Here is a 16,837-nt window from a genome sequence, read left to right as displayed (position 1 = left end):
GGATTGGGGATTGGGGATTATTTATTTCTTTCCATGCCCCGTGCCCGATGCCCCATTTTAGAATGTAACTTTACTTGTTCTGCTAATTTGCTTTCAGCTTTGGAGTTCCAACTGCGACGCGCGGCTTCGACAAATTGGCTGACGCGAATTGGGTCAATTGGTTGCTCAATGCGTCCGTGACGTTTTAGAGAACTGGAAACTATTACACCATCTGCTGCCTGCATCAATGTATCAATATTTTCCCAACTTGCCCCACTACCAATAAACACTGGCGTGCCAGCTGCTGCATCACAAGCTAGTTCCAAATCTTCTAAGTTAGGTGGACTACCAGTAGCCCAACCAGACAAAATAACTCCGTCTGCTAAACCCCTTTCAATGGTGTCTTTCACAGCCACCGTGAGATTTGGAGAACTCAAAGGACGGGCGTGTTTCACCAACACATCGGCCAGGATTTTAACATCGCTGCCTAACTCCCGTCGATAGCGGAGTAGTTGATAGGCTTCTCCCTCAATTAATCCCTGATCCGTTGCCATTACCCCTGTGAGAACGTTGACGCGGATGAATTGCGCCTGCACACAGCTAGCGATCGCCATTGCACTTTTGCCATCGTTTCGCAAAACGTTTAACCCTATAGGCAAAGTCACCAAGTTTTGTATCCGTTGCACCACAATGGTCATGGCACTCACAACCACGGGATCGACTTGGTTTTTGGTAAAGGGCGCGTCGAAAAAATTCTCCACAATCAACCCATCAACCCCTCCGCTTGCAAGGGCTGCGGCTTCTTGTTCGGCTCGGTCAATCACCGCTTTTAGGCTACCTCCCCAACGGGGTGAGGTAGGCAGTGGTAGCAGGTGAACCACGCCAATAATCGGTGAGCGAGTTTTAAATAATTGATATAAGTCCACGTCTTTAATCCGCCTCGCGGAGTCCAGAGTCTAGAATGTTTTGACTATTGACTGTATGACCCTTGACTCTTGACTTTTCATTAACTAGTCAAATGTGTTTTATGATAGTCGGTTTATTGCCTCCTTCCTCAGATGGAAATTGGCGTGAAACCTCCCATAAGATATGTTAAGATAAAACCTGGCTACAAGAGGAGTTTGCCACTCACTAGACGCAAGGCAGCTTTCCGTGGTTTAGGCATCTTGTCCGCGCCCAGTCGCAGGACTTGCCAATCGCCAGGTTAACATTACTGCTTTATCAAGCGTAGTCGCTTTCGTCGATTTCCCGGAGGGTAGCGACTTCTCAACAACAAGCCCTTTGGGCGGCTTCCCGATGGGTAGATTAACAACGCACACGCCAAGGTAATGTAAAATACCAATAGGCGAATTGTTAAAAAAGATTACAAGTGTCAAATGTACCCAAAGACACTTCAATTTACCCTGGGGAACAAATTGATAGGAATATCATAACATGACCTCTATTTTTATTTATTGATAGGGTTATGAGTCCACGGACAGTTAATAACAGTGGGAATTTGCCACTGTAGTGTTTTCATGAGGATGCTGATAGCAAAAAAGCGAAGTTAGCGCCGGAATGTTTGATTACAAGAAGAAAAAAAATGAAGATATTTTCCAAATATGGGTGACAAGCCAACAATTGCCATTTCTCATCTGGGCTGCGAGAAAAATCGAATTGATACAGAACACATGCTGGGAATGCTCGTAGAAGCAGGCTATGGTGTAGATACAAATGAAGAGTTAGCAGATTACGTTATTGTTAATACTTGTAGTTTTATTGAAGCAGCCCGGCAAGAATCTGTCAGAACTTTAGTAGAACTGGCAGAGGCAAATAAAAAGATCGTAATCACTGGCTGTATGGCGCAACACTTCCAAGAACAACTTTTGGAAGAGTTACCCGAAGCAGTAGCCATTGTGGGCACAGGCGATTATCACAAAATTGTTAATGTAATTGAGCGTGTAGAACAAGGCGAACGGGTCAAACAGGTTAGTATTGAGCCAACGTACATTGCCGACGAAACTACACCGCGCTATCGCACTACAACTGAGGGTGTAGCTTACCTCCGAGTTGCCGAAGGTTGTGATTATCGTTGTGCATTTTGTATAATTCCTCATCTTCGAGGGAACCAGCGATCGCGTACTATTGAATCTATAGTCGCCGAAGCGGAGCAGTTAGTTAGTCAAGGGGTAAAGGAAATTATTCTAATTTCCCAAATCACCACTAATTACGGTTTGGATATTTACGGTCAGCCAAAATTAGCCGAATTACTTCGCGCCTTGGGGAAAGTAGATATACCGTGGATCAGAATGCACTACGCTTATCCCACGGGACTGACCCCAGATGCGATCGCGGCGATTCAAGAAACACCAAACGTCTTGCCTTATCTGGATTTGCCCTTACAGCATTCTCATCCAGAGATTCTCCGCGCCATGAACCGTCCTTGGCAAGGGCGCGTAAATGATGGGATTATAGATCGCATCAAAACGGCGCTACCAACAGCCGTATTGCGGACAACATTTATTGTTGGTTTCCCAGGAGAAACACAAGAGCATTTTGAGCATCTACTAGAGTTCGTTCAACGGCATGAATTCGATCATGTTGGTGTCTTCACCTTTTCCTCTGAGGAAGGAACGCCAGCTTACAAGCTACCAAATCAGTTGGCCCAAGAAGTGATGGACGATCGCCGATACCAACTGATGGAACTCCAGCAACCGATTTCTCAAAAGAAAAATCAACAGGAAGTAGGCAAAATAGTCGATGTCCTGATTGAGCAAGAAAATCCTGAAAGTGGTGAACTAATAGGTCGTTCAGGTAGATTTTCCCCAGAGGTTGATGGTCTGGTGTATGTCAAAGGCCAGGCAAGATTAGGAACCATCGTGCCAGTAGCGATTCACCACGCTGATACATACGACCTCTATGGTCAAGTAGTCAATAACTAAATTGTCCTTTGTCTTTTGTCTTTTGTCCTTTGTTAAATGACCCTTACAGATTTACCCTTATTTTGATGTCAATGCTGCGTTAATGGCAGTTTTCATGAGGGTTTACCTGAAGTTCGCGGACTCTTTGGCATAGTCTCTCAAAGACTTGAGGCTTCGCTACCGCCCTTGGCTTACTAATAACTAATGACTAATGACTAATGACTAATGACTAATGACTAATGACTAAATGACTAATCCAAAAATCCTTACATAAAATTTAGGACGAATTAATGACTCTTTCATTCCAAGAATTAGGCATTTCCCAAGAACGTGTTGCCCAACTAGAAAAAATCGGTTTTACCGAACCAACTAACATTCAAATCCAAGCAATTCCCCAATTGTTAGGTGGTCGTGATGTAGTCGGTCAATCTCAAACTGGAACAGGCAAGACGGCAGCATTTTCACTGCCTATTTTAGAGCGGCTAGATATTAATCAAAAAGCCGTACAAGCCATAGTTTTAACCCCAACTCGTGAATTAGCAATGCAAGTTCACGATGCGATCGCCCAATTCATCGGCGATGAAGGATTGCGAGTGTTAGCAATCTACGGTGGTCAATCAATTGACCGCCAAATGTTACAACTCAGACGTGGCGTTCACATGGTCGTGGGTACTCCCGGACGGGTGATCGATTTACTGGATCGCGGCTGTTTAAAGCTCGATCAAGTGAAATGGTTTGTGTTGGATGAAGCCGATGAAATGTTGAGCATGGGCTTTATTGACGATGTGGTGAAAATCCTCTCGCAAGCGCCCGTAGACCGCCAAACAGCTTTGTTTTCGGCAACAATGCCCCCATCGATTCGGATGTTGGTGAACAAGTTCTTGCGATCGCCTGCAACTGTCACCGTTGAGCAACCAAAAGCTGCTCCTAACAAAATTAATCAAGTAGCTTACTTGATTCCCCGTCACTGGACAAAAGCTAAAGCTTTACAGCCGATTCTGGAAATGGAAGATCCAGAAACAGCTTTAATCTTTGTTCGCACCAGACGCACCGCCGCAGAACTCACCAGTCAGTTACAAGGGGCTGGTCATAGTGTAGATGAATACCACGGTGACTTGTCACAACAAGCACGGGAACGGTTATTAATCAGATTCCGTAACCGTCAAGTCCGTTGGGTGGTAGCAACTGATATTGCAGCACGGGGGTTAGATGTCGATCAACTCTCCCACGTAATCAACTTCGACTTACCCGATAGCGTAGAAACCTACGTTCACCGTATTGGTCGGACTGGTCGTGCTGGTAAAGAAGGAACAGCAATTTCCTTAGTACAACCATTTGAGCGGCGCAAACAGCAAACATTTGAACGTCATAACCGCCAAAGTTGGCAATTGCTGACCATTCCAACACGTGCCCAAATTGAAGCGCGGCACATCATGAAATTGCAAGAACAAGTGCGCGAAGCTTTGACAGGTGAGCGTTTGGCTTCATTCTTGCCAATTGTCAGCGAACTGATTGAAGAATACGATGCTCAAGCGATCGCCGCAGCAGCATTGCAAATTGCTTACGATCAAACTCGTCCCGCTTGGTTAAGTTCAGACGTGGAAATTCCCCAAGAGGAATCTTCCGCTCCCAAACCAAGACTTGGTAAGCGTCGTGAATCATCTTCCAGCGATCGCCCTCGTTCTGCGTGGAAATCAGATAGCAACGAAGAAAGACATTCTTCTCCCAAGCCAAAACTGCGGACAAGTGGGCAAGAGTCTTCTGCATCCCCTAGTAAAAAGATAGGTTCACCTACAGCTAGGGAATCAGCTTCTTAGTCAACAGTTAGAAGTGAATTAATTTTGGATTTTAGATTTTTTCTTCAATCCAAAATCCAAATCTAAAATTGGAGAGTTGAGAGTTAAGAGTCAGGATTTTGACTTTGGCTCTTGACTTTTTGGCTTTTTTGGGTAATTTTTTCTAACCAATTATGGGAAGATAAATTAAAGATGCATTATTCGCGATCTTATGTTCACTATCCCAGACTTAGAGCAACTACAAGTAGAGCATCCAGAATGGCAGATGGAACTAGTAGACGGAAATATAGTTGTTATGGGGCCATCAGATTATGAATCAGAGGAAATAGGTGCTGAGTTAGCTAGGTTACTGGGCAACTGGGTACGCCCACAGAGGCTAGGACGGGTAACGGGTTCTAGCGCTGGTTTTATTTTGCCGACATTAGAAACTGAAAACGGGAAAGAAGCTGATAACGAAAAACGAAATCTCCGCGCTCCCGATGTGTCTTTTGTTCGGGCTGATAGACTTAAAACAAGCAAGCGCGACTTTGTGGAACTGGTGCCTGATTTGATGGTAGAGATAAAATCTAAGTCAGACCGGATCAAACCACTGGTAGAAAAGATTCAGCTATTCTTACAACTCGGATCTACGGTTGGTATCCTGATAGATCCTGACAAATTGACGCTCACAGTTTATCGCCTCAACCAAGAACCAATAGTTTTGCAGGACAATGACAAACTGACACTACCAGACTTACTACCCGGTTGGGAGCTAGTAGTGTCAGAAATTTGGCCTCCTGTGTTTGAGTAGCTCAAAACTACTACAGCCAAGGACGGCTAACTAGTTCTAACTCTCGAATTTCATCGTCGCTCAATCTCCAGCCCAAAGCACCAGCATTCTGCCGTACCTGTTCGGCTGTCTTCACCCCAGCAATGGGAATAACATTCCCCTGAGCAATTAACCAGTTGAGAGCAACTTGGGCAGGAGTGCGATCGTATTTTTCCCCGAAGTTACGTAGCAAAGATATAACTGGGGCAATTTTTTGTAGACCTTCTTTCTTAAATCGCGAGTCTATTTTCCTCGCACCAGTGGGGGTTTCAGCACTATCAATACTGTACTTGCCAGTGAGCAATCCCTGAGCTAAAGGACTATATGCCAAGATAGTCACACCCAACTCACGCGCAGTTGCGATAATGCCTTGGCTTTCAACTTGGCGACTGAGTAAAGAATAACGTACTTGGTTCACAGCCAAAGGCACTCCACGGGCTGCTAATATTTGATGCGCGTCTCGCATTTGCTCTGCTGAGTAATTACTTACACCAACTGCGGCAATTCTGCCCCGCTTCACTTCATCCGCTAGGGCATTCATCAAAGTTTCTTGACTTAAAAAGAAGGCAAAAGGCCAATGTACTTGATACAGGGCGATTCGCTCAAGTTGTAGCCGTTTGAGGCTGGCTGTTAAAGCATCCGAGACGGATTGGGCTGTAAATCGCCACGGTAGGGGGCCAAATTTTGTGGCGATTTGTACAGGTTGTTGTGTCTGTTGCAGAAATTGCCCCAAAAATTTCTCTGATAGTCCCATTCCGTAGACTTCGGCTGTATCAAAGAAGGTAATGCCAGCTTCTAAGGCTGCTGTAAAGGCTTCTTGTAACTGTTCTGGGCCGTAGCGATCGCCATAATTCCAAAATAGTTTATCACCCCAAGCCCAAGTACCGATGCACAAGGGTGTAACAACTGGGCCATTTTGCCCCAATGTGATGTTTTCCACGGTTGCAAAATTTGATTTATTTACATTTCTTTACTTTTATAGTGTATCGTTATAGACAAGATTGGGTGCGATCGCCACCACTTGGCTGCAAATCTTGTGGTGTCGCAGCTACGCCCGTCGTAGACATCGCGCCTTGCATAAAGATTTAAAACCTGAATCAAACGCGCATAAACAAGATTCCCCGACTTCTTCGAGAAGTCGGGGATCTGCGGGTCGCAATTCTCACAAATCAAATAGGATTGCTATAGTTGAGTGTATTTACTTGTATTTAAGAATTAGATGATTTATCCTGCTTGGGTTTTTTGATTAATTCCATGTAGACATTAATCTCACTAATTTCTACATCATGCTCAACTCTGGTTACTTTCCATTTCTCCTTTTTTAGGTAAACTTCCTCTCCTACTCTGGGAGTAAATTGGAGATCGTAGAACTTTTTTAGAAAATCTTTTTGGTTTACTTCCCATAATATTACTTTGACTGGTTCTTTAGTCATTGCCTATGCCTTTTTGGTTACTAGATGAAGGTAAGTAGTTTGATGACAGACATACGGCAAGTTTATCTTACTAATTCAATGGAATAGCGTAGTTAAAACCACATTTTAATATTGATATTTTTATGTGGCTTGATTGCCCGCTCTGGACAAGGTAAGCGTGGTGGCTTTCGTACACTGGTCGCCAGCAACAAGGGAGATTGCTGGTTTTTTGTTTTCGGCTTCCCGAAAAACCAGCGCAGTAATATTAACAAAAAAGAAGAAGAAGCATTAAAAAAGCTGGCATCGGTGCTGTTGTCTTACACGCCACAGGATCTTGAAAAAGGCAAGCTAGAAAATGAATTGATGGAGGTAATTTGCAATGCCGAAGAAGAAATCAGTGATTCTTGAAGCCGTTCACGAAACGGCTACGGGGCTGCACAATGCTGGACTGATGGATCAGACTACATTGCGTGAATTCGACCGTCTATGCTTGTCCGTGATTGAACCGCTAGAACCTAAGCAAATTAAGGAAATACGCGAATCATCTCATGTTAGTCAGGCAGTATTTGCTGCGATTTTGAATACAAGTCTATCAACGGTTCAAAAGTGGGAAATCGGTCAGAAGCGTCCCAGTGGTACTGCTCTTAAGCTGTTGCACCTAGTTAAGAAACGGGGATTGAATAGCGTGATTGATTAAGAGGTCGTTGGTGGAGTGCGATCGCTCTTTTTTAACTAGTTCCTACTCAATGTTGCGATCGCTCTTTGTTCAAGCTTTTTGACTTTTATAGTGCGATCGTCAAAACCATTGCTACTGTATCAATTGAGTAAAATGAAAGTTCAGTCGTTCCCGCGAGGTGTCCGATAACTATGCTTGAGCGCCGCCGTCAACTTCAACAACAGATTGCTCAACTTCCAGATGACCAACTGACTCAGGTTGAGCAATATATAGCATTTCTTGGTTTTCAGAAAACAGTTTCATCTCAATCAGAAGTGACCAAATCACCTTCTACAGTACCCGCATTCAGGATCTCGGTTTTGATGATAATGATTTATGGATCGCCACAACAGCAATTTATCATCATAATATTACTCTCGTATCTGCTGACAGCGACTTCACTAGGATTCAGCAAGTTTACTGCTCTTTAAAGGCTTTCCACTGCTCAGATATACTTTTTGCTTTTGCCCGTTTCAGGTCTTTTTCATAATCTTTTAATAGTTCCATGCACAAACTTTGTAACTCAGTTGTGTTTTTAGATACTTTTTTGTAATCAAAAGTGGAATTCCTTTCGTCTTTCAAAAAGTAGTTTAAATCTACAATAATGTTGTTTCTGAGGATATCAGTTATTATTCTCTTAAATTCATTTAATTCTTTAGGATTTAACACAATCTTTAGTTTATTTGTATATACAGCTTTACCAACTTCATCCTTTTGCATAATTTTAGAAATAACATATAGTAGAAAATACTTTGTTGCTGAATAATAAGCATATTGTTTATGGTCAATTTGGTCTAGTTGTTCTTCAACAACAGAGAAGATTTCATATACAAGAATTATTCTTTGGGCATTAACTTCTGGTCTACCGAATATTTTTGAATAGTACTCGTCAAAAATCTGCGCTTTTTGGTGGGAGTTCCAAGGTTCATTCAGATCAAATGTTAATAGCATTCTTCCAGCATCTTCGTTGCTTATTACCTTACCTTCATCCAAGATTTCTCCCCTTTTTACGGCAAATTCATAGCCATCAATGCTTTCAAATTCTTTTTTTAGTCTTTGTTGTATAGTTTGATTTGATTGTAAATCTCTAGGCTTGATAGCATTCTGATTATTGCTATTAGTCGTAATTTTTTTTACAAGACTTACATCGTTAGTATTAAGTTTTATGATTTTAGTAAGTATCTTTAAATTCTCAGTAATATTTTTCCTTTGATTGTAGAGAGTAGTAATACTCTGAGCACCATTCACTACCACATAGTTATCTATAATTATTTTTTCATTTTCATGTTTAGCCGAGTCACAAATTATAGTAATTCCATTGTGATAAAGTTGAAATTTAACATGTTAATTTGGATCTAAGATACTTTTTCTAATTGCTTTATTAACTTTTGTTGAGCCTAAAGCAAGTCGTACATTTTGTTGAAATAATGAAGCATCTTCAATTCCAGACATTTTTACTAAATCGCTTGCAAAAGCAGTAAATACCCATACCTCTGCGATGTTGTCGAGAGTAGAAAAGTTTAGAGGGGTTACGTGAGAACAGTCAAAGACAAATTCATCATTAACTCCACCTTGTTTCTCAAAGTCTATATGTACTTCTACTATCTTTTTCTTGTCAAAAAGCTTAATGCTCTCGTTAGAAGCCAAATATTCTGCTGCATTTTGATCGGCTGATGCATTAGTTATAAAAATACCTTTTACAATAAATCCATTTGTAACCTTGTTTTTCAGCTTTAGGTCTACTACGAGCTTTTTTAGTATTTCATTAGCATTTCCCTTCTCTATAAGCTCAATGTTTTCAATAGTTGAAAGCTGGTTAAGAGTTCCTGCAAATTCCTTTAAACTTGTATCACCAATAGTCTTGTTTGCACTTTCAACAGTTTTAGATTGAAAAACTATAATTTCTTCATTTAATTCATCAACGTATATTGCATCTATACCTTTATCCTGGCTTCCATCACAAATTGCATCGTCAGCAGATGTATCATCCATGCCAAAAATATTTTCTAAAAACCAATTTAGAAATGATCTACCGACACTCCTTTCTTTTTTCCTGTAGGGTGATAATAATTCAGATAAGTTTGAGTATTCCAATTCTGACTCTTGCATAATGATTGTTTATAATTTACGGAGATTTACAGTATATTATATGACATAAATTTGATGTAGCATCTAAGATATCAGAACTGCCACGTTTTTGTAAAACCCATACAACCTTCCAAAAACGCGATCGCTCTCCCAACTCCTAAATAACCAAGCATTGCTCTCTAACCTCTGTAGCTTCTGCTTTACAATGAAGTGAAGAATCTAGCAGCTTAAACAGGGGATTTATTTATGTCCCACCCGACGCTCAGTAGCCAAGAAGTCGCCCGACGTGGAAAGGAACTCTATCAAAAAAGTATCCGTGCCAAAGTTGAGACACAAGAGAACATTGGCAAAATTATCTCGATTAATGTTGAAACAGGAGATTATGAAATCGGTGATGATTTAGTCGAAACGAGTATTCGATTACGATCCAAGCAAACCGATGCAGCACTTTGGGGAGAAAGAATTGGTTTTGATGCCGTTTATGCAGTTGGTGGTACATTGCTCAGGACGGCACAGTGATACACGGGACTGTAGTTGGACTTCAGGCAAGAATGAGTCTGATTATTCTTCCCCCAGAAGGTTCAGGTGTAGAAATTGAATGTGTTATTGATACAGGGTTTGAAGGGTTCTTAACCTTGCCGCCTTCTGTCATTGCTGCTCTTGGCTTGCCCTACCTCATCAACATCAACGCAAACCTCGCTAACAACTCCACTGTGGAAACCGATGTTTATTTGGCAACAGTTATATGGAATAGTGTGGAGCGTAATATTGCAGCCCTAGCAATGGGTCGTCGTCCACTTATTGGAACTGCCCTGCTTGAAGATTATCATCTCAGTATAGATTTTTGTGAGGGTGGTACGGTTCTGGTGGATGAAATTCTATAACCTTCGGCGAGAAGTGTGTATTAGCGACGCAGCATAACAATTTTTCTGTATTACGTTTCTTTGCTTCATACCAAAGCATGGTATTAGCTTATTTTCTTATGGTTCTCATTTGAACACAGATGCGTTAGCGAAACTTACCGTTCGCGCAGCGTCTCGCAGAGAAGGTATCGCCTCCAGTGAAGTTATGAGCATCTTAATCTGTCATATTTTGGCGCGATCGCTCCTTTGCAAAAAGCGGCTGATCTATGCAACCAGGGAGAACACAAAATTACCAGAAAGTAATTCAAATGCTAACAACGCTCAAATGAACTTCACCAGTTATTTTGCCCAAATCTGACAACAGACATTAAATGTCGATTCTATGTACTTGACTGTGCGGCAATCTGGACAGCTTCTATATCAACATTGAGGTGTTGAGCAATCTGTTCCACACTCATCCCTGTTTGTAGTAACAGAGGGACGGTAAGTTTCAACATTTCAGCTTCCCGTTCTTCTCGACCTTCGGCTTTGGCTTCCTGATAAACCCTTGTTTGCTCTAAAGTTAGTCCTAACATAGCTTCAACTTCCTCTCTACTCAATGAAGAAAACTTATAAACGGCGATTGTGGTGATGATGTCTAGTATTTCGTTTTTCGGCAGTGTGTCCGTTTCCTCTAATTTTACCCGCTCAATCAATTGCTTTGCTTGCTGTGCCATCACTTCATCCGATGCTAGAGTCAACTGCATCAAGTTGATGCCTATTGGCTGTTGATTAGTCGCGCCTAACTCATTCTAAATAGATTCGCTGCACTTGGTCGCTGTTGAGAAATATTCGATGAGTTTTTTGATCCCTTGGTTCCAATGAGCGTGATGAAAAAATTACCACACAGAACCAGTCATCATACTGAGAACGATTCCGGTTCAAGTACATCAGCGACTCGGTAAAGAACCGATGGTAAAGGGCTTCATCTCTTTGGAATTGAACTTCAGCAAAAAAGATCGCTCTGGATGTTGCATCCTCTGGAGGTAAAAAACACCATCGACGCGAAAAACGGTTTCTTTGACTTCAACTGATTCAAATCGATAATTTTGCCCTTGCAAAGGAGGATTATCAACTAGTTCAAAGAGTAACCCAGGAAAGCGCTTAAAAATTTGATAGTAAATGGAGTCTCGTTTCACTACTTCATCCTAAAATTCTTTCGTTATGCGTAGGCGTAGCTCGTCGTAGACATCGCAGATTACAACCAAGCCCTAAAAATTAATCCTAACTTGGCTGAAGCATACCCTAATTGAGGTGTATAATTGCTTGCCAAATCGCAACTTCAACTTTTCGTTCGCTGATTTGGAGCGGGTAGGGTTTATCTTTATTTAAAGAGAGAGAGATTAAATCCTATAAACTATACGAAAAAGTAGCTATGGCAAGCGGTGAAGTATTTGATACCAAAACAAAATCCCCATCTCTGCCAAGGGTAAACCTGCTGACCATGTTCCGGCTGGGTTTATTTCAAATGGGGTTGAGCATGATGTCCATTTTGACTCTGGGGGTACTTAACAGAGTCATGATTCAAGAAATAGCAATTCCGGCGACGCTGGTATCAGTAGTTCTAGCACTGCCTTTATTTGTTGCTCCTTCCCGTGTCTGGTTCGGCCAGATTTCCGATGCCAAGCCGTTATGGGGATACCACCGCACAGCTTATGTTTGGGTGGGCGCGGCAATATTTGCGATCGCCGCATTTTTAGCTATACAAGTAATATGGCAACTAAATCTTGCCGCTACTAGTGCAGGTGGTTGGACATGGACAACCCAAACAATCGGTTGGACAGCAATTCTGTCACTAATCTTTGCTATATACGGTCTAGGAATTTCTGCTAGCGGCACTGCCTTTGCTGCTTTGCTAGTGGATATATCTGAAGAAGATAACCGTTCCAAAGTAGTTGGTGTAGTCTGGTCAATGCTAATGGTGGGGATTATTGTTGGGGCGATTATTAGTTCCAAATTGCTGACACCAGATGCAACGACAGCAACTTTACAGGCTTCTGTCAACAGATTATTTATGATTGTCCCAGCAATTGTATTTGGTTTAGCGATCGCAGCGACATTAGGCGTAGAAAAAAAATACTCCCAATACTTAAGCCGTACCACATTAGTAAATCGGGAAGACAGTATAACTCTGGGCAAAGCTTGGGAAATCTTGACAGCTAGCCCGCAAACAGGTATATTCTTCACCTTTTTACTGGTGATGACTCTTTGCTTGTTTATGCAAGACCCAGTATTGGAACCTTATGCAGGTCAGGTATTTAAAATGCCCTTAGCAGAAAGTACTAAACTGAATGTTTTTTATGGAACAGGTGTACTGATTGCCTACGGTGTGAGTGGTTTTTTGATTGTGCCACGTTTAGGTAAACGGAGAACTGCAAAACTAGGCTGCATATTAGTGGCATTTTGTACACTATTACTTGGGATATCAGGCTTCACAGCTAATCCAGCTTTCCTGAAGCTAAGTCTAATTTTGTTCGGTTTAGCCACTGGTGTCTTAACTACAGCAGCAGTTAGCTTAATGTTGGATCTCACAGTTGCCGAAAGCGCAGGTACATTTATTGGGGCATGGGGACTAGCGCAAGCTATGGCTAGAGGTGTGGCAGTGGTTTTAGGTGGTACTTTATTGGATATAGGTCGCAAGCTATTACCCAATTTAGTTTTAGCTTATGGACTGGTATTTGCTCTAGAAGCCGTGGGAATGTTGGTGTCGATTTGGTTTCTCAATCGGGTAAACGTCACAGAATTTAAAACAAGTACAAAGCTGGCGATCGCTTCGGTTTTGGAAAGCGATTTAGATTAAACTGTATTGTGCATGGGGCATGGGGCAAATGAAAAATGACAAATGACTAATGACTAATGACTAATGACAAATGACTAATGACTAATGACTAATGACTAATGACAAATGACAAATGACAAATGACAAATGACAAATGACAAATGACTAATGACTAATGACTAATGACTAATGACAAATGACAAATGACTAATGACTAATGACAAATGACAAATGACAAATGACAAATGACAAATGACAAATGACAAATGACAAATGACAAATGACAAATGACAAATGACAAATGACAAATGACAAATGACAAATGACAAATGACAAATGACAAATGACTAATAACCAATGAATGATTTTTGGACAACAATTCTTGATTTTGCCCAAAGTACTACTACCAGAGTGGGCAAGCAGCTAATGCAAGATTTTGGGCAAGTACAGGCTTCACAAAAAGCTGATGGTAGTTTGGTGACGCAAGCAGATAAATGGGCAGATCAAGAAATTCGGGATGCGATCGCTTCTACTTTTTCTGGTTACGGCATTTTGAGCGAAGAAAGCGATGGCTTCGCCAACGCCAAGGGCGAACGGTCATTTCCGGGTACTGAGTGGTGCTGGGTAATCGATCCTCTCGATGGTACAACCAACTTCACACGCGGCATTCCCATCTGGACAATATCTCTGGGTTTACTGTATCGAGGCACGCCCATTTTTGGGTATGTTTACGCACCAACCTTAAATCAAGCTTTTCATGGTTTTTGGCCAGGTTCATCTGGTTTAGCAACGCCAATAGGAGCATTTCTCAACCTCCACCCCATCCACACCAGCGTTGATAGTCCCAGCAACAATCACTTTTTTAACCTCTGTTCTCGCAGCACCGCAGTTATCCAAAACGGCTTTCCCTGTAAAATTCGGATGTTGGGTGTGGCTAGCTATAATTTTTTGATGGTTGCGACTGGAGCAACATTAGGTGGTATTGAGGCGACACCAAAAGTTTGGGATTTAGCTGGTGCTTGGGTGATTGTCCAAGCTGCTGGTGGGGTATGGTTATCGCTGAAGTCAGAACCGTTCCCATTATCACCAGGAGAAGATTATAGCGATCGCTCTTTTCCAACTCTTGTTGTCAGTCGTCCCGAATTAGTTCCAGTATTTCAACCTTTTCTCGAAGGCGTAAAAATTTAATTTGCCCCTTTCACTTCTGAAAACAGTGATTTTGTCAATCAGCATATTGAGTAGTAGCATATAAATATAAAACTTAACAAAACCCTAGTCAAACAAAGAATTGAGTATAAATAAAGCTGGTAATAATCCTGATTTAAGAGCAAAACCAGTGTAGTTACTAATTTAAGTAGTGTAGTGGCTTTTATCACACTGGTTATTTTAGTATAAAAAATTTTATGTTATCTAATCTAGATTTAATTCGAGAGTTTGTGCAAAACTCTATCGATAAAAAAGAAGTTTTGTTGTCAAATCCTGCTTTGACAGCGCAAACAGTATATAAGACTAACCAACTGACAGCAAAAGGCGAAGGTGTGATTGCCACCGTCCAACTATCTAACACACTATCTGAATTCTCGATTTCTCCAAAATCATCCCAGTGGGAATTGATAAATCAGACATTAGCAGAATATAGTTATCTCCTCAAAGGAGAAGTAGATAGTCGGGGTTTCTATCATTATCAATTCTGCGAAGTTCCCAAAGGCTATGAGATGCACTGTACTAAATGTGTACTTCTATGGCGAGCTTGGTGGAAATATCGCAAGTATACTTCAAGATTAGGAATTCCGTTGGAACTTCTGATTAGAAAACGAGATTCATGGTATCCAATTAGAGATTTAGTTATTAGTGACGGACTTCTTTATATCAAAACATTAGGAAGTGAGATAGCACTTGACTCAGGCGACTTGGTTACTTGGTTAAGCAAAGTTGATGTAACCAAAATTAAAGAAATACCTACTACAGAGACATAGATGTGCGAAGGGGCATACACTTATCATCATAATTCGTAATTACTTTGTAGACGCGGTTTCTAATCGCCCTTTTAACGTTAAATTAACTACAGTCGATTCATTATTTTGCAAAGATTTTTGAAAATAGTGTGAAGAAAAATGAAAGGAATTTGGCTCGAAAACAATCAGTTGCAATTACGCACCGATATTCCCATTCCAGAACCACCAGCAGGAGAAGCCTTAGTGCGTGTCTTGCGTGCGGGTATCTGTAACACTGACTTAGAACTACTCAGAGGCTACTATCCCTACACTGGTATTTTGGGACATGAATTTGTCGGCGTGGTTGAAAAAGGGCCAGAACACTTAGTTAACCACCGCGTAGTTGGAGAAATCAACGCTGTGTGTGGGCATTGTCGCTTTTGTCGCAGTGGACAACCAACTCACTGCGAAAATCGTACAGTTCTAGGTATTGTCAACCGGAATGGAGCCTTTGGTGAATATCTCTGTTTGCCCATAGATAACTTACATTTGGTACCTGATAATGTGCCAACAGAAGTAGCAACATTTACCGAACCTATAGCAGCAGCTTTAGAAATTCAGCAGCAAGTGGCATTGCATCCAAACGATCGCGTGTTAGTGGTTGGAGATGGCAAATTAGGGCAGTTGGTAGCCCAGACACTAGCCCTAACTGGCTGTGAACTCTTAGCTGTAGGGCGGCATCAAGAAAAACTTGCCAACTTAGAGGCACGGGGGATTAAAACTGGTTTAGCGAATGCTGTCAAAGATGGATATTTCGATATTTCATTAGAATGTACTGGCAACCCAGAAGGATTTGCGATCGCCCGTCGCGCCCTCCGTCCCCGTGGTACGCTCGTACTTAAAAGTACTTATGCTGGCAACCTCAGCCTAGATGTTTCTTCTTTAGTAGTGGATGAAATCACCCTTATCGGCTCCCGTTGCGGCCCCTTTGCCCCAGCCCTCCAACTATTAGCCACAGAACAAGTTGATGTGAAGCCCCTAATTCATGCGACCTATCCCTTAATTGAAGGGCTTGCAGCTTTTGAACACGCCCAGAGTCGCGGTGTTTTAAAAATATTGCTGGAAATTGGTCAATAGTTATTGAATATTGGGCAAACTCTTTCCCAATCCCCAATCCCTAATCCCTAATACAAATAAGGATTCGTCTTCGGTTGATAGTCAGAACAATCGATCGCTTCTTCTGTATTAGCAATAGATGGGCGTACAGTGCATTTAAGACGGTAATTGTCGGTAAAAAATTGGCAACCTGTACAGGGAATTTGATGCATAAGCTTGGCTGTAGTCACACTATCTCGCGCCGCCATCCAGAGACTCAAAACAACGAGAATAGTTACAGTCCAAGCAACAACAAAGCAAATTGGGACTAAAAAAGGTTGAATCCCATGAAGAAGGAAAGATATCAGTTCTAACACAGTATGTCCTGATACAAATTAGGAATTAGAAGTATATTAACTCCTAATTCCT

Annotated in this window: 17 protein-coding genes and 2 pseudogenes; 12 read left to right on the top strand and 7 right to left on the bottom strand. The window is 41.7% G+C overall.

Annotated features, from left to right (window positions below; translation table 11 throughout):
- Positions 1-17: 17 nt before the first annotated feature.
- Entirely contained in the window at positions 18-905 is an 888-nt protein-coding gene (gene btpA / locus CDG79_RS05320; RefSeq protein WP_094341200.1) for a photosystem I biogenesis protein BtpA, read from the bottom strand.
- A gap of 675 nt (positions 906-1,580) precedes the next feature.
- Between btpA and rimO the strand changes: the two genes are divergently transcribed.
- From rimO to CDG79_RS05305, 3 genes are all read left to right on the top strand, one after another.
- Positions 1,581-2,900, top strand: a complete 1,320-nt coding sequence (rimO, locus tag CDG79_RS05315; protein WP_094341199.1) for a 30S ribosomal protein S12 methylthiotransferase RimO — start codon at positions 1,581-1,583, stop codon at positions 2,898-2,900.
- A 269-nt stretch (positions 2,901-3,169) separates the two neighbouring features.
- Positions 3,170-4,696: a DEAD/DEAH box helicase gene (locus CDG79_RS05310; RefSeq protein WP_094341198.1), complete on the top strand. Its 1,527-nt coding sequence runs from the start codon at positions 3,170-3,172 to the stop codon at positions 4,694-4,696.
- A gap of 190 nt (positions 4,697-4,886) precedes the next feature.
- The gene (locus CDG79_RS05305; RefSeq protein ID WP_094341197.1) at positions 4,887-5,465 is read left to right on the top strand and encodes a Uma2 family endonuclease; all 579 of its coding nucleotides are present in this window, start codon (positions 4,887-4,889) and stop codon (positions 5,463-5,465) included.
- A 10-nt stretch (positions 5,466-5,475) separates the two neighbouring features.
- On the opposite strand, the gene CDG79_RS05300 is transcribed toward CDG79_RS05305, so the two are convergent.
- Together CDG79_RS05300 and CDG79_RS05295 are read right to left on the bottom strand one after the other, a co-directional pair.
- Complete coding sequence (locus CDG79_RS05300; RefSeq protein ID WP_094341196.1) at positions 5,476-6,423, bottom strand: aldo/keto reductase; 948 nt, start codon at positions 6,421-6,423, stop codon at positions 5,476-5,478.
- 268 nt (positions 6,424-6,691) lie between these two features.
- A complete protein-coding gene (locus CDG79_RS05295) occupies positions 6,692-6,916 on the bottom strand; it encodes a hypothetical protein (protein WP_094341195.1) in 225 nt (74 codons plus the stop codon).
- A gap of 129 nt (positions 6,917-7,045) precedes the next feature.
- Here CDG79_RS05295 and CDG79_RS05290 point away from each other — a divergent pair, with 129 nt between their 5' ends.
- Both CDG79_RS05290 and CDG79_RS05285 read left to right on the top strand, forming a co-directional pair.
- A complete protein-coding gene (locus tag CDG79_RS05290) occupies positions 7,046-7,303 on the top strand; it encodes a type II toxin-antitoxin system RelE/ParE family toxin (protein WP_223278018.1) in 258 nt (85 codons plus the stop codon).
- The gene (locus CDG79_RS05285) at positions 7,275-7,592 is read left to right on the top strand and encodes a helix-turn-helix domain-containing protein (RefSeq protein WP_094341193.1); all 318 of its coding nucleotides are present in this window, start codon (positions 7,275-7,277) and stop codon (positions 7,590-7,592) included. Before CDG79_RS05290 ends, CDG79_RS05285 begins: the two co-directional genes overlap by 29 nt.
- Positions 7,593-8,027: 435 nt before the next feature.
- Here the strand turns inward: CDG79_RS05285 and CDG79_RS05275 are convergent.
- Together CDG79_RS05275 and CDG79_RS05270 are read right to left on the bottom strand one after the other, a co-directional pair.
- A pseudogene (locus CDG79_RS05275) lies at positions 8,028-8,936 on the bottom strand (AIPR family protein); the annotation flags it as partial.
- 18 nt (positions 8,937-8,954) lie between these two features.
- On the bottom strand, positions 8,955-9,719 hold the full coding sequence (locus CDG79_RS05270; protein ID WP_094341191.1) for a hypothetical protein: 765 nt from the start codon (positions 9,717-9,719) through the stop codon (positions 8,955-8,957).
- A gap of 225 nt (positions 9,720-9,944) precedes the next feature.
- On the opposite strand from CDG79_RS05270, the gene CDG79_RS05265 reads away from it, so the two are divergent.
- The 3 genes from CDG79_RS05265 (at position 9,945) to CDG79_RS42095 (ending at position 10,919) form a co-directional block, all read left to right on the top strand.
- Positions 9,945-10,217: a hypothetical protein gene (locus CDG79_RS05265; RefSeq protein WP_094341190.1), complete on the top strand. Its 273-nt coding sequence runs from the start codon at positions 9,945-9,947 to the stop codon at positions 10,215-10,217.
- A gap of 32 nt (positions 10,218-10,249) precedes the next feature.
- Entirely contained in the window at positions 10,250-10,582 is a 333-nt protein-coding gene (locus tag CDG79_RS05260; RefSeq protein WP_223278017.1) for a clan AA aspartic protease, read from the top strand.
- A 184-nt stretch (positions 10,583-10,766) separates the two neighbouring features.
- The gene (locus tag CDG79_RS42095; RefSeq protein WP_189524886.1) at positions 10,767-10,919 is read left to right on the top strand and encodes a hypothetical protein; all 153 of its coding nucleotides are present in this window, start codon (positions 10,767-10,769) and stop codon (positions 10,917-10,919) included.
- A gap of 22 nt (positions 10,920-10,941) precedes the next feature.
- Here the strand turns inward: CDG79_RS42095 and CDG79_RS05255 are convergent.
- Positions 10,942-11,739, bottom strand: a pseudogene (locus CDG79_RS05255) (Rpn family recombination-promoting nuclease/putative transposase).
- A gap of 236 nt (positions 11,740-11,975) precedes the next feature.
- Between CDG79_RS05255 and CDG79_RS05250 the strand changes: the two are divergent.
- From CDG79_RS05250 to CDG79_RS05235, 4 genes are all read left to right on the top strand, one after another.
- Positions 11,976-13,400 (top strand): BCD family MFS transporter, encoded by a 1,425-nt coding sequence (locus CDG79_RS05250; protein WP_094341188.1) that lies wholly within the window; start codon positions 11,976-11,978, stop codon positions 13,398-13,400.
- Between the two features lie 336 nt (positions 13,401-13,736).
- Positions 13,737-14,567 carry an inositol monophosphatase family protein gene (locus CDG79_RS05245; RefSeq protein WP_094341187.1) on the top strand — a complete coding sequence of 277 codons (831 nt, stop codon included), beginning with the start codon at positions 13,737-13,739 and terminating at the stop codon, positions 14,565-14,567.
- 215 nt (positions 14,568-14,782) lie between these two features.
- Positions 14,783-15,355, top strand: coding sequence for a hypothetical protein (locus tag CDG79_RS05240; RefSeq protein WP_094341186.1), 573 nt, complete (start codon positions 14,783-14,785; stop codon positions 15,353-15,355).
- 138 nt (positions 15,356-15,493) lie between these two features.
- On the top strand, positions 15,494-16,450 hold the full coding sequence (locus CDG79_RS05235) for an MDR/zinc-dependent alcohol dehydrogenase-like family protein (RefSeq protein WP_094341185.1): 957 nt from the start codon (positions 15,494-15,496) through the stop codon (positions 16,448-16,450).
- 47 nt (positions 16,451-16,497) lie between these two features.
- Here CDG79_RS05235 and CDG79_RS05230 read toward each other — a convergent pair whose 3' ends face one another.
- A complete protein-coding gene (locus tag CDG79_RS05230; protein WP_094341184.1) occupies positions 16,498-16,785 on the bottom strand; it encodes a hypothetical protein in 288 nt (95 codons plus the stop codon).
- Positions 16,786-16,837 lie beyond the last annotated feature (52 nt).

This window comes from Nostoc sp. 'Peltigera membranacea cyanobiont' 232 (assembly GCF_002245985.1).
Lineage (GTDB): Bacteria > Cyanobacteriota > Cyanobacteriia > Cyanobacteriales > Nostocaceae > Nostoc.
This window is presented reverse-complemented; position numbering and strand designations above follow the sequence as displayed.